Raw genomic sequence first — 13,494 nt, 5'->3', positions numbered from 1 at the left:
GTATTATAAAGATTACAAAGCCCCGATTTTCATCGGGGCTTTTATTTTGCTCACTGCTCTGAGTTTATTTTAGGAACACATACAAAAACAATTCAGCAGTAAACGGGTACAATGTCTATAGGTCGGGGATTTACTTCGTAGCTGCTTCGCGGTCTTCACTGCGTTCAGAATGACAATTATTTTTTCTTTAACTCATGACATTGGGCGGGAATCTTAATACGGCGTCATACCAAATGTTAACTCAATCCCTTTTTCTTTTTATAGGTCATTTTGGCTTTCGTGCCAGCACTATAATTATAATTTTTTAAGTTGCTAGCTTTCTTTTCATGGAAAGCTGCACCACGTTCAGTATCTTCATCATCCTCAACCTTCTTTTTCTTTGGTTTAGGAGCCACATCAACAATTTTTAAATCTTCGGGCAATTCCATTATTTCCATTCTTTGCCCTATTGCCTGTTCAATCTTTTTCACTTCTATCAGTTCGATATCAGTAGAGAAAGTTATCGAAACTACATCATCATCCCCATGTTTAATAATGCGTTGTATTAAAATTTCTTTTTGTTCCGGCAATTCTAAATGAAGTATGAATGGAATCCCATGAATATCTAAATCGCCTAAATTTTCATTAGCAACTATTAAAACACGGGCTTCAGGGTCTTCTTTGAAGTCATCGATGTTGTCAAATCCAAAATCATCGAAAAATAACGGACGGTAAATGCTAACCTCACTTTCGGTTTTATTATTGAAATTTTTATAAACCGTTTGAGCGGTTAAGCGAGTGTTCACAAAAACCAATACCTTATCAAAAACCTCCTTATCATCCAGTAATAGAGTTAATAAATTTAGCTTAGTTCTAAAATTTGGAACCTGATATAGCATTTGCTGATAAACTTCAGCTTGCTGTTCACTGATTTCATCTACCTCTATTGTTGCGGCCGAATCTTTCATGAAAGGAGAAATCATGTGATTTAATTTTTCATGCAAAACCTCAGTAAACACCAAATGTTGTGATTTATATGCACTATTTGCCAGTTCTACCACAGGTAATTGTAATCCTTTTTTAACAATTAATTCAGCATTATCTACGATGAACAGTTGAATTTTATTAGTGTTCAATGCCAGTTTCAAGTATAAAGCCCGCGCTCTGTCCGGTACGGCAACAATAATATCACAGCCGTCGGTAATTTCATTCATCTGCGTTTCAACAACACCACGGCTATCAATTCCTAAAATTCTGAAAGTACTGTTACGGTTCAATAATTTAAATTGCTCCAAAACGTGATCAACATGTTCTGCATCCGGAACAAGAATCAGCGCTCGCGGAGCTTCTTCAAAAGCATACTTTAACTTCATTAAAGTAGCTAAAACATAAGTTGTTGTTTTCCCAGCCCCTTCCGGCCCTACCGCTATAACATCTTGCCCACCTAAAATACGCGACATGGTTTTCGCCTGGATTTCTTTTGCTGTTAAAAATCCTGCATCAGTCATGGCTGTAACAAGTGGTTTGCTTAGTTTTAATTTATCTAATGACACGTTTACTATTTTAATGTTTGAAAATGCAAATATCCTCAAAATAATTAGCTTTTAAGAAATTCAATTTAAACGCCTTAAATGAATGTTTGTTAATCTTTAGCCGTTTCACTCGTTATATGCTTTATGGAAAATGAAAAATAGTTTTTTTTTGTTCATTTTTTTTGAACAATAGCTTTTATATATAAAATTTAAAAATTAAAATACTGATTTAAAATAAGTTATGAGTAAAACTAAAATAAATACTACTAATTCTATAGATTTTATATACTTATTTATATATTTGCTGAACATTAATCAATAACTAAGAATTATGTTAAACAATTAAATGTAGAAATCATGTCAATCTATTTTCAGTACCCCACTATTGATGAATATCCAAACCTAAGTTATCCTGTAAAAATTGAGGTTGTTGATCAGAAAGATTCAAAGAATGAAGATAGTTTAAATCAGGAACAGATCATGGAACTGAAAGATTTTTTAACATTAAAACCTGTTTAACATATACGGCCAGTTGACCGATTGGAAGGTTGAAGTTTCATAAACTTTTGCACAGTGGTTCGAATCCACTACTAGGCCGCTAAGTGTATTCTCATGGCACTTAAATCCTGATTTCTGCTCAGATCAGGAAAGATTTGGTTATCTTATATTTGTTTTGTTGTTAGCAAAAGGCTATCCGCGATGGGTAGCCTTAAGTTTTTTATACTATCCGGCTTTTTTAAAAAACCGGAATTTAATTTACTGAACCCGATTTTACTAATACGTTTTGGTATGCGGGCAGGTTCAAATCATCTACAATCACACCTCTGTTTGTACTTGCATGTACAAAAAAACCATTATTAAGGTAAACTCCGACATGATCAATGTCATTTCCGCCGAAAGAAAAGAAAACGAGATCGCCCTCCTTTAAATGATCAATACTTTTACGTTTAACCACATTTGCCTGATCGCGGGAAATTCTTGGAAGTGTAACCCCATAAATTTCTTTCTGTAATAAAAAAGCAAAACCTGAGCAATCTATCCCATTTTTATCCAAACCACCAAAACGATACTTTACGCCAACCCAATCTGTAATAAATTTATAAAGCTGTTTGCTTTTTAAATTCGCCATTGCATCTGCGGCTTTTGCCGCTTTGGTATCACTTCTAACAGTATATTTTCGACTTCCACAAGAAGATAGGAATAGCAAAATTGCTATTAGGCAAAGGGTGTAAAATTTAAGGTTTAGGGTTCTTTCCATAGCAAAACATGAGGTCAAGGCATAGGATTTAAAACCTTAGGCCTTAAACCTATTTTAATTCTTTATCAATCGCTGTATTTCATCCAATTTGAGTAAAGCTTCAACTGGCGTTAATGCATTTACATCCAGGTTATTCAATGTATCCCGAATCTTAACTAAAACGGGATCATCAATAGCAAACATTTGTAACTGATAAGCCTGATTCTGCACTTTTTTAATACTGTCTTTAATACTTTGCCCTTCGGTTCTGTCAATTTCCAGTTTTTTCAAAATTTCATTCGCTCTGCCGATTAATTTAGGTGGCATTCCAGCCATTTTAGCTACGTGAATACCAAAACTGTGTTCGCTTCCACCAGGAACGAGTTTCCTTAAAAAAATAACTTTATTAGTCATTTCCTTAACAGAAACATTGAAGTTTTTGATACGGGGCATCGTGTTGGCCAGCTCATTCAACTCATGATAATGTGTTGCAAACAAGGTTTTCGGACGAGACGTTGGGTGTTGATGTAAAAACTCTGCGATAGCCCAGGCAATAGAAATACCATCGTAAGTACTTGTTCCACGACCTATTTCATCCAGCAAAATCAAACTATTATCAGAAATATTATTTAAAATACTAGCCGTTTCGTTCATTTCTACCATAAATGTACTTTCGCCTGACGAGATGTTATCAGATGCACCAACACGAGTAAAAATTTTATCCACCAAGCCTACATCTGCAGCTTTCGCAGGGACAAAACTTCCCATCTGTGCCATTAAAACGATTAGCGCTGTTTGCCTTAAAATGGCCGATTTACCGGCCATGTTTGGCCCGGTAATCATAATGATTTGCTGGCTGTCGGTATCCAGGAAAACATCATTTGTAATGTATTCTTGCCCAACTGGCAATTGCTTTTCAATAACCGGATGACGACCACCTTTAATATCCAGTATCTTATCTTTATTAACTGTAGGTTTAGTGTAGTGATTTTTTTCAGCTAATTGGGCGAAACACAATAAACAATCCAGTTGTGCAATCAAAAATGAATCAAGCTGAATCGGTTTAATATAACTTGCAGTTTCATACATCAATTCGTTATACAAACGAACTTCAATAGCTTGTATTTTTTCTTCAGCTCCTAAAATCTGGTCTTCGTATTCTTTAAGCTCAGGTGTGATGTACCGTTCTGCATTCACTAAAGTTTGTTTACGAATCCAACCTTCCGGAACTTTATCTTTATGGGTGTGGGTAACCTCCAGATAATAGCCAAACACATTATTAAAGGCAATTTTTAAGGAGGGTATTCCAGTTGCTTCAGCCTCACGTTTCTGAATCTGAACCAGATAATCCTTGCCACCAAAAGCAATTTTACGTAAGCGGTCAAGTTCTTCATCAATACCATCGGCAATCACGTTTCCTTTAACCAACAAAGCTGGTGGCTCTGGTTGAAGTTCTCTTTCAATTCTCTCACGAATGGCTAAACAAGGATTTAATTGATCGGCAATTTTAATCAGGAACTGATTTTTAGAATTTGCTGCCAGGTTTTTAACGGCCTCGATATGCGTTAATGCTCTTTTCAATGCCACCAATTCTCTGGGGCCAACGCGTTGTAAACCAACTTTAGAAATTAGCCTTTCTAAATCGCCAATTTGTTTAATATGAGTTAAAAATTCTTGTTGCAATTCTTCATTTTTCACAAAGAAATCAACCATACCCAGGCGTTCTTCAATGGGTTTCAGCTCTTTGAGTGGCATAATAATCCACTTTTGCAGTAACCTGGCGCCCATTGGTGTGCAGGTATGATCTAAAATATCGAATAACGTGACAGCATTATCATTGGCAGAATTTACCAGTTCCAAATTGCGAATTGTGAACCGATCTAACCACATGTACCGGTCTTCTTCAATTCTGCTAATGGAAGTAATGTGCTGCAAATTACGGTGTTCTGTTTCACCTAAATAATGCAAAACAACGCCAGCAGCGATGATTCCGCTTTGCAACCGCTCAATTCCGAAACCTTTTAAAGATGTTACATCGAAATGTTTCGTTAAAGTTTCTTCAGCATAATCTGATGTGTAAGGCCATTCATCTAAACCAAAAGTGTAAAACCGATCTCCAAATTGTTCTATAAAAGTCTGTCGCTTGGATTTCTGAAAAATCACTTCTGTGGGTTTAAAACCCTGCAAAAGCTTATCTATATAATCGCTGTTTCCCTGGGCAATCAAAAATTCGCCTGTAGAAATATCCAAAAACGAGATGCCTATTTGTGTTTTATCAAAGAAAACCGATGCCAGGTAATTGTTCGATTTTTGATTTACAATATTGTCGCCATAAGCTACACCTGGAGTAACGAGTTCAGTTACACCACGTTTAACGATGGTTTTAGTGGTTTTTGGGTCTTCGAGCTGATCACAAATGGCTACACGCTGCCCTGCCCGAACCAATTTGGATAAATAGTTATCCAAAGAGTGATGAGGAAAACCAGCCAGTTCCAAAGCGCCACCGTTCGGACCAGTACCGCGCCTGGTTAAAACGATGCCTAAAATTTGTGCGGTTTTAATGGCATCTTCGCCAAAGGTTTCGTAAAAATCTCCAACCCTAAAAAGTAAAAGTGCACCCGGGTACTTCGCTTTGATCGCGTTGTATTGCTGCATTAACGGGGTTTCTTTATTCGTATCTTTAGCCAAAATTTAAGTTAATTTGCAAAAGCTATAAAGATAGCATGATTACGCATTCTATGGCTGTTTTGTTGAAAAGTTGAAAGATTGTTAGTTTGTTTAATTGGTTAAGTGAGGATCAAACAATTAACCACTTTATACAATTAAACAGTTAACCTTAATTTGAAAATGAATGTCAGGCGAGGATTCAAACGATTAACCACTTTATACAATTAAACAGTTAACCTTAATTTGAAAATGAATGTCAAGTGAGGATCAAACAATTAATCACTTTATACAATTAAACAGTTAACCCATAATTTGAAAATGAAAGGTTCTGTACTTTTAGGATTATACCGCCCTGCTATCCGCTTTACTTCGTTACACTCCGTGCCCGCTCCTATCAGGTTTAGGATGAAAGTCTGTTAAGGTGTCCAAACGAACGGTTTATTTCACTATTTCAAAACGTTTCTTGATTCTGGCTGTTAGTCTTATATAACTAATATTTTTACTATGACGATTCAACTGAATACCGACAAGAATTTAACGATACACCAGGAATACGAAGACAAAATACAAACTCAAATTACAGAGGCCTTAAGCCGATTCAGCGATTTGATAACAAGATTGGAAGTTCATTTATCTGACGAAAATGGCAGCAAAGATGGTTTGGAAGACAAACGTTGTTTATTAGAGGCCAGAATTTCAGGAAAGGAACCCATAGCGGTTACTAACGTAGGGAATAATTATGATTTGGCTATTACTGGTGCTTTGACGAAATTAAAAAGTACACTGGAAACTGTGGCGGGAAAAATGAAGAGTTATTAGACGATCAATAACGTTCATTGTCATTTTTGAGCGCGGCGAAGACCGCGAAGCAGCTACGAAGTAAATCCCTTACCGATTAGCACTGACTTGAATTTTCGATTTAATTCGAGTTTTTAAAGAAATATCCCGCAGATTTAAGAGAATTATGCATATTTTATTTTTATATTTTTATCTGCGTAATCAGCGGCATCTGCGGGAAAATAACTGATGACTCTTAACGATGAAAATCGCGAAAATGCATCGCTTTAAGCAGCATAACATTAATTTTCTGCAAAAGCTTAACGTTTTTTCTTTCCATCAATTTCTTGGGCTTGAGAATGCGTAACGGGGATTTGTTTTACGCAAGGAACATAGTACACTGGCGTCATTTCCGCGCAGGCGAAAACCTTAAAGCTTTGTTTTAGGTAATGAAGAGTATTTGAAAGATTGCTTCACTCCAACACACATACCTTTTCTTCAGCTCACAATGACGTGAATCTTAACAAAGGTTACCTTAGATCTTCAGTTGTAGTTCGCAGAATACATGATTTATATTATTTTTTATGAAAAATTATGCCACAGAATGGTAACAATTAGCGTAAAAGAGGTAATTTGATTTGAGCTATCCCCAAAAAGCTATAAACTATTAGGTAGCATTAATAGAAATGGCATTGCTTTTTTATAATCGAGTTCCTCATACTCTAAGCCTAAAATTCTTAAGTTCTCATAATACTTTTGATGATTTTCGTAATACATCTTTTCAGATTCTATGAACCAGGCATTTTCTCCTAGCTTTTGAGCCAGAAACCATTTTTCAAGCAATCTCCCCGTTCTGCCATTTCCATCATTAAAAGGATGTATTTTCACAAAAACCAAATGAATCATAGAGGCAAAAAAGAAAACCTCATTAATATTCAGTTTTGCAGACAACAAAATAGTTAAATCATAATATAGCTTTTCCATTTCCTTCTGAAGTTTGAAAGGAGAAATTGCAAAATATTCAATACGTCCATCAGGTGTAGAAACATACATGTTGCTGCTTCTAAGTTTACCTTGATAGTTTTTAGCTACAATGTGTTTGCTTAAAAACTCATAGGCATTAGCAAGGTTATCGGCATTCAGCAAATTTGCTTTTGCAAAATCGTAAGCAAAGTATAAATCATCTATTTTCTTGGTATAATCTGGTAAGAACTCTATTCCAAATCTTTTATGCTTAATATAAGAATCTAGTTCAATGTCTTCTCCCTCAATTTTACTTGAATAAACGGAAGAAACAGATGTATAAAAACTAAACTCACTTGTTGAAATTTCTGCATCCTGTAGATTTTCGAATTTTAATTGCAAATCATTATCGACTTGTAAACAATAATTTTCAAGTAATTCGACAGGTATAATCTTCAGTTCATTAAGCATTATTGCATATAGATTTTATGCTAATTTAAGATTAGAATTGGTAAAAAGCTATTCTACTTACAACTCCTCAATATATCCCAAAAACATATTCAAGGCTTTTTTTCGATCTTCTGTAACGTCAAACTGAAGTTTGTGATATAAGTAATCTTCTAAATCAAAGTTTTCAGTTTTAGGCAGTTCTTTTAAAACTTCCTTTCTATGCTCAAGCCCAAATTTTAAAGCAGCATTAAATTCATCTTTAAAGGCCTGATCAATTTCTTTATTGGCTACCCAGGCCGCGTACATAAAAGGTAATCCGGTAAATTTTTTCCATTCTTCGCCCATATCGTAAGCGAAAGCAAAATTATTTTTTTTACCGAAAGTTCTGTCGCCAATTAATACAATAGCATCCGTTTTCACAATTGGATCTGTTGTAAATTCTACTTCCTGCTTCCAGTAAAATTTCAACAATACTTTAGCAAGATTGTTTGAAGTTCTTGAGTGTCCATCCAATCTTAAAGTTTTAATTTTTTCAACCGGAACATCACTAAAAATGAAAACCGAATTTACCGCACCATCACTACCAATGCAATAATCGGCCACAATATTTGCATTAGAAACCAAAGGAATTGCAGCAACAGGCATTAAACCAATATCTACCTGACCACTGATTACTTTAGCAGCGCAATCTGATGGAATATCTAAACTTAAATCTATTTTATTAATAATATCCGAATGTTCTAATCCGTATATAAAAGCTTTGGTGTTGGTATAAGCAACAGCCGATATTTTTATTTTATTCAAGGTGTGTTGTAATGTTTTTTACTATCATGTTTATCATGCTGAATTTGCTTCAGCATCTGTCAACGAACCGAGGCAATGGTGTTGTAATGTTTATCATTGGTCAGATTCTAATAACGAGTTGGTTATTGCTTAATTACCAAACCATCTAAATGAATGGCACTATTAAAATCAAGTACAGAAAATTTTCCATCCTCAAAACCTATTTTATATAAAACAGTGTTTTGGTGAGGAAATTCGGTCATTTCACTTAATGGTTTCCCAAGCAACAAACAAAGAAAAACACGCATTGCCCTACCATGCATACAAAGTAGAACGGTTTTTTCTTCAGGTCTGGTCATTAAAACTTCCATTGGTTGTTTTAAGCGTTCATAAACATCCTGAACACTTTCCCCACCCTCAAAATGAGCAGTATAATCTCCATCCTGCCAGGTTTGCAACATCTCGCGGAAGGCATCTCTGGAATCTTCTGTATTTGGTTGTCCTTCCCAAACGCCCCATGCCAATTCATCCAAACCCGAAAGTTTCTCCCAGGGCAAGCCAGCATCAATAAATTTTTGAACCGTTTGCCAGGTACGTTTTAAGTCAGAAGTGTAGATTTTATCGAAAGGAATGTTTTTATATTTCTGATAAAAAGCCTCAGCTTGTGCTCTGCCTGTATCATTTAAATCAGAATTTATACCTCTACCTTGTACTATGCCTTGTCTGTTAAGTTCCGTTTCGCCGTGGCGGATAATATAAATATTCTTCATTTAAACGATTTGAATTTTGATTAGAGAATGATTGAATTTTGTATCATGACAATATTCATTCAGAATTAATTAACTACGGGCAATTTATAATATTGTGGTTTCTTTTCCTCTTCAAAAACTACATTTTCAAAGTCGGTCACTACATTATATAAAGTATCGCGTTCTATTGCTTTTCTACCTACTTGTTTGATCAGGTTAACCAATTCCCGTGTGCTCATCGCCGGATTTTGTTCTTCAGCACCAGCCATGGAGTAAATTTTAGTGGTATCATCTAGCGTACCATCTATATCATCAACGCCATAATTTAAAGATAACTGCGCAGTTTCACGGCTGATCATTGCCCAATATGCTTTAATATGGTCGAAATTATCCAGGTAAATACGAGCGATTGCATAATTCCTTAAATCTTCAATAACTGAAGATTCTGGTACATTGCTCATTTGATTATGCTGATTTCTGAACTTCAAGGGAATAAATGTTTGGAAGCCACCTGTTCTATCCTGCAACTCGCGAAGTTTCTCCATGTGATCAACCCGGTGCCAGAATTTTTCGATATGTCCGTAAAGCATTGTTGCGTTACTTCTCATTCCTAATTTATGCCATTCTTCATGTATAGCCAACCATTGTTCGCCAGTACATTTATCTTTGGCAATTTGCTCACGAATTTCTGGATGAAAGATTTCAGCACCACCTCCAGGCATGGATTGTAAACCTGCATCTTTCATCAATTTCATTCCTGTAGCGTAATCAATTTTAGCTTTCTTAAAAATGTAATGGTATTCAACCGGTGTTAGGGCCTTAACATGCAAGTCAGGTCGATGTTCTTTAATAGCTGTAAATAAAGCAGAATAAAAAGCAACATCATATTGAGGTAAAACACCGCCCACAATGTGAACTTCAGTTACTGGCTCATCGTCATATTTTTTAACAATATCGAGCATTTGCTCCATTGTTAAAGCCCATCCTTCTTCTTTTTGTTTAATTAAACGAGAATAAGAACAAAATTTGCAATCGTAAACACAAAGATTTGTAGGCTCCAGATGGAAATTGCGATTAAAATAAGTTTTATCGCCATGCTTTTCTTCTCTGATAAAGTTAGCCAAAACACCCAGATAACCTAATTCTGCATGTTCGTAAAGGTAAACGCCCTCATCAAAAGTAATACGTTCTTTATTAAGGACTTTTTGTGCTATGTTTTGTAGTTCAGTTGATAATGAAGTATCAGCTAATATTTTTTCAACCTGCGCAGTTGTATTCATTCCTGATTTATTTTGAACAAAAATACAATATTGGGTCGATTTGTAAATCATTTTCTTGTAACAAACGATTGGTTTGCCGCAGATTCGCAGATTTTGGTATTTATTATAATGAAGTAGGTGATAACAGGTCGATATAGATTTTAATGTTGTTTTCCACGGAAACACAGAATTCACAGAAAATCATTGCCCTAATTCCTTGGCAATCCGTATCCGCTGCAAAAATTAATCTGCGAATCTGCGGCTGCCTGGATTAATTGATATAGATTTAATGTTGTTTGCCACGGAAACACAGAATTTACGGAAAATCATTACCCTAATTCCTTGTCAATCCGTATCCGCTGCAAAATTAATCTGCCAATCTGCGGCTACCCGGATAAATACGTATAGATTTAATGTTGTTTGCTACGGAAACACAGAATTCACGGAAAATCATTACCTAATTCCTTGGCAATCTGTGTTTCATTGCAAAAAATTAATCTGCGAATCTGCGGCTACCTGGATAGATACGGATACTTTAATGTTGTTTGCCACGGAAACACAGAATTCACGGAAAATCATTACCTAATTCCTTGGCAATCCGTGTCCGCTGTAAAATTAATCTGCGAATCTGCGGCTACCTGGATTGATTGATATAGATTTAATGTTGTTTGCCACGGAAACACAGAAATCACGGAAAATCATTACCTAATTCCTTGGCAATCCGTATCCGCTACAAAAATTAATCTGCGAATTTGCGGCTACCTGGATTAACTATAACCAAAAAAGCACCTCTTTTCAGAAGTGCTCTCACTATATGTTTTTCACAGGTTATTTATTTTAAAATAGGCAAATTTAGTTTGTTGCCGGAGAGAATGTTAATATGATGTTAGCTGTTTTTCCACCGAATTCTATTGGCGATTTCATAACCATGCTTTCTTTTGAAAGTTGTGTAAGAACCAAACGATAACCATCAGTTACGTTTTTAGCTTTATCTCCTTCAAATATTTTTTTGAACTGGAAAGTTTCCTCTGATGGCGTTGCAGACCAGAAAATGGTTTGCATTACAGAACCGCAAGTACTTGATGCTGGTAAAGTATATGAACCATTACCACTATTGGTTAATTTCCAGGTACTGCCCTGAAAGCATTTGTAAGATTTTTCTCCGAATAAACCTTGAACAGCCTGATCAGGCAAACCCTCTAAAGCCACATTGTTTAGGATCCATGTACCAGTAATTGTACCTCTACCGCCATTAATACCTGTTGTAGCATTTTTTGTTGAAGAACAACTTTGTAACATTACTAAAGTAGAACATGCTATTGCGATAGCTATAAATAATCTTTTCATTTTAGTTTAATTTAAATTTCGGGAAACTAATTACATAAATCTTGCCAAAACAATTACGAACCTTAAATTAGCGCCAAATTATTAAATTGCATTGCGATTAAATCCTCATAAATTAAAACACCATGAAACCCGAAACCCTTGCTATTCATGCTTCTAATCTTGTTAAAAATGTTACCGGAGATGTTACCCCACCCATAAATTTATCTACAACTTTTTTTCGCGATGAACATGGAGAGTATCCTGGCGGACATATGTATAGTCGGGTAAGCAATCCAAATAGGTCTGCTTTAGAAAACACTGTGGCCAAACTAGAACATGGCGAAGATGCAGCGGCTTTTTCTTCAGGTAACAATTGCGGAATGAGTTTATTTCAGGCCCTGAAACCCGGAAGTCATATAATAGCTCCTGATGATATGTATTGGGGAATAAAAAAGCAGTTATTAACCATTTTCAATGAGATTTTGGAATTCGATTTTGTTGATCAAACAGATTTGAATCAAATACAATCTGCGATAAAATCAAATACTAAGTTAATCTGGATTGAAACACCATCAAACCCATTATTAAAAATTACTGATATAGAAGAGATCGCAAAAATCACAAAAGCACATCGCATCACTTTAGCCTGCGATAGCACTTTCGCCTCTCCTATTTTACAGAATCCGATTCTTTTGGGTGCGGATATCGTAATGCACAGCAGCACTAAATACCTTGGCGGACATAGCGATGTTTTGGGCGGAATTTTAGTTACTGCTAAAAAGGATGAACTTTGGGAGAAAATCAAAAATATTCAGCAAACGGGAGGCGCTGTTCCGTCTCCTTTTGATTGCTTCTTGCTTTGTAGAAGTATAAAAACTTTGTCTTACCGTATGAAAGGCCATTGCGAAAACGGGAAAAAAGTTGCACAATATTTAGTCAACCATCCAAAAGTTGAAGCGGTTTTTTACCCTGGTTTAGAATCGCATCCACAGCACAAAATTGCCAGAAAGCAAATGAAAGATTTCGGTGGAATGATGTCATTTTTAGTTAAAGGCGATGTTGAGGCGACTAACAAGGTCGTTAACAAAGTTCAGTTATTTGCACAAGCTACAAGCTTAGGCGGTGTAGAAAGCTTAATCGAACATCGTTATTCAGTTGAAGGGCCTGATAGTAAAACGCCAAAGAATTTAATAAGAATTTCCATTGGCCTGGAACACGTAGATGATATCATCGCTGATTTGGAACAGGCTTTAGCATAAAATATAAAACACAAAGAGCGAAAGGAATTTAGTTGTTAAACATCTTTTTGCATGTGTTGTCATTCTATTGCAGGAAGAATCGTTGCGAATTCTTCCTGCCAAAGTAATTATCGAACATGCCAAAAAACCGCAATTACTTCAAACATTTCAGATTGTTTTACAACAAGTTAATAAAAAATCAAAATTTAATTTTGTTGTTTGAAATATAATTCAGACATTTGAAATATTATTTGGTAAACAGCTAAATAAAAGTCAATCTTGATCAGATTGATTTATAAAGAAGTGGCGAGAGACTGGCTCTATGACCCACTGGCAACCCTCAGAAAGAGAAGGTGCCAATTCCTGACCAGATAACATGGTGTTATTTGGAGATATAAATTAGAACTGATGAAAGCATTAAATCTTCAATCGCAGAGCGAGCCCAGTCTAAACCTAAAGCAGGTAGAAATTTCTTCTATTTCGTTTATTTGTAATGATATGCGGGGAATTACCTGTATGTGCTGTTGCATACAG

At 35.7% G+C, this 13,494-nt stretch carries 11 protein-coding genes and 1 riboswitch; of the genes, 3 read left to right on the top strand and 8 right to left on the bottom strand.

All coding sequences use genetic code 11. The annotated features are described in order from the left end of the window. Positions 1 to 236: 236 nt before the first annotated feature. Complete coding sequence (locus tag DU508_RS01430; protein WP_115401074.1) at positions 237 to 1,532, bottom strand: DEAD/DEAH box helicase; 1,296 nt, start codon at positions 1,530 to 1,532, stop codon at positions 237 to 239. 336 nt (positions 1,533 to 1,868) lie between these two features. Here DU508_RS01430 and DU508_RS23745 point away from each other — a divergent pair, with 336 nt between their 5' ends. After that, on the top strand, positions 1,869 to 2,030 hold the full coding sequence (locus DU508_RS23745; protein ID WP_158542112.1) for a hypothetical protein: 162 nt from the start codon (positions 1,869 to 1,871) through the stop codon (positions 2,028 to 2,030). 232 nt (positions 2,031 to 2,262) lie between these two features. Here the strand turns inward: DU508_RS23745 and DU508_RS01425 are convergent, their stop codons facing one another. Both DU508_RS01425 and mutS read right to left on the bottom strand, forming a co-directional pair. Further along, entirely contained in the window at positions 2,263 to 2,769 is a 507-nt protein-coding gene (locus tag DU508_RS01425; RefSeq protein WP_115401073.1) for a C40 family peptidase, read from the bottom strand. Between the two features lie 54 nt (positions 2,770 to 2,823). Next, positions 2,824 to 5,436: a DNA mismatch repair protein MutS gene (gene mutS / locus DU508_RS01420; protein WP_115401072.1), complete on the bottom strand. Its 2,613-nt coding sequence runs from the start codon at positions 5,434 to 5,436 to the stop codon at positions 2,824 to 2,826. 483 nt (positions 5,437 to 5,919) lie between these two features. On the opposite strand from mutS, the gene DU508_RS01415 reads away from it, so the two are divergent. Then, a complete protein-coding gene (locus tag DU508_RS01415; protein WP_115401071.1) occupies positions 5,920 to 6,234 on the top strand; it encodes an HPF/RaiA family ribosome-associated protein in 315 nt (104 codons plus the stop codon). A gap of 615 nt (positions 6,235 to 6,849) precedes the next feature. Here the strand turns inward: DU508_RS01415 and DU508_RS01410 are convergent. The 5 genes from DU508_RS01410 to DU508_RS01385 all read right to left on the bottom strand — a co-directional run bounded on the left by DU508_RS01410 (position 6,850) and on the right by DU508_RS01385 (position 11,743). Next, positions 6,850 to 7,626: a Fic family protein gene (locus tag DU508_RS01410; protein WP_115401070.1), complete on the bottom strand. Its 777-nt coding sequence runs from the start codon at positions 7,624 to 7,626 to the stop codon at positions 6,850 to 6,852. Positions 7,627 to 7,683: 57 nt separating this feature from the next. Next, entirely contained in the window at positions 7,684 to 8,409 is a 726-nt protein-coding gene (locus DU508_RS01405; RefSeq protein ID WP_115401069.1) for a menaquinone biosynthetic enzyme MqnA/MqnD family protein, read from the bottom strand. Between the two features lie 122 nt (positions 8,410 to 8,531). Then, positions 8,532 to 9,158, bottom strand: a complete 627-nt coding sequence (locus DU508_RS01400; protein ID WP_115401068.1) for a histidine phosphatase family protein — start codon at positions 9,156 to 9,158, stop codon at positions 8,532 to 8,534. Positions 9,159 to 9,223: 65 nt separating this feature from the next. Then, entirely contained in the window at positions 9,224 to 10,417 is a 1,194-nt protein-coding gene (gene mqnE / locus DU508_RS01395; RefSeq protein WP_115401778.1) for an aminofutalosine synthase MqnE, read from the bottom strand. Between the two features lie 831 nt (positions 10,418 to 11,248). After that, positions 11,249 to 11,743 (bottom strand): lipocalin family protein, encoded by a 495-nt coding sequence (locus DU508_RS01385; protein ID WP_233509373.1) that lies wholly within the window; start codon positions 11,741 to 11,743, stop codon positions 11,249 to 11,251. A gap of 122 nt (positions 11,744 to 11,865) precedes the next feature. Here DU508_RS01385 and DU508_RS01380 point away from each other — a divergent pair, with 122 nt between their 5' ends. Beyond that, complete coding sequence (locus tag DU508_RS01380) at positions 11,866 to 12,981, top strand: trans-sulfuration enzyme family protein (RefSeq protein ID WP_115401065.1); 1,116 nt, start codon at positions 11,866 to 11,868, stop codon at positions 12,979 to 12,981. Positions 12,982 to 13,250: 269 nt separating this feature from the next. Next, positions 13,251 to 13,361, top strand: a riboswitch (SAM riboswitch). Positions 13,362 to 13,494: the final 133 nt, after the last annotated feature.

This window comes from Pedobacter chinensis, assembly GCF_003339865.1.
GTDB classification, from domain to species: domain Bacteria; phylum Bacteroidota; class Bacteroidia; order Sphingobacteriales; family Sphingobacteriaceae; genus Pedobacter; species Pedobacter chinensis.
Note: the sequence above shows the minus strand (reverse complement) of the source record. Positions and strands in the feature narration are given on the sequence as shown.

Excerpts from the sequence above, each read along its gene's own strand:
- DU508_RS23745 (WP_158542112.1), top strand. The coding sequence starts at position 1,869 with ATGTCAATCTATTTTCAGTACCCCACTATTGATGAATATCCAAACCTA.
- DU508_RS01425 (WP_115401073.1), bottom strand. The coding sequence starts at position 2,769 with ATGGAAAGAACCCTAAACCTTAAATTTTACACCCTTTGCCTAATAGCA.
- DU508_RS01415 (WP_115401071.1), top strand. The coding sequence starts at position 5,920 with ATGACGATTCAACTGAATACCGACAAGAATTTAACGATACACCAGGAA.
- DU508_RS01410 (WP_115401070.1), bottom strand. The coding sequence starts at position 7,626 with ATGCTTAATGAACTGAAGATTATACCTGTCGAATTACTTGAAAATTAT.
- DU508_RS01400 (WP_115401068.1), bottom strand. The coding sequence starts at position 9,158 with ATGAAGAATATTTATATTATCCGCCACGGCGAAACGGAACTTAACAGA.
- mqnE (WP_115401778.1), bottom strand. The coding sequence starts at position 10,417 with ATGAATACAACTGCGCAGGTTGAAAAAATATTAGCTGATACTTCATTA.
- DU508_RS01385 (WP_233509373.1), bottom strand. The coding sequence starts at position 11,743 with ATGAAAAGATTATTTATAGCTATCGCAATAGCATGTTCTACTTTAGTA.
- DU508_RS01380 (WP_115401065.1), top strand. The coding sequence starts at position 11,866 with ATGAAACCCGAAACCCTTGCTATTCATGCTTCTAATCTTGTTAAAAAT.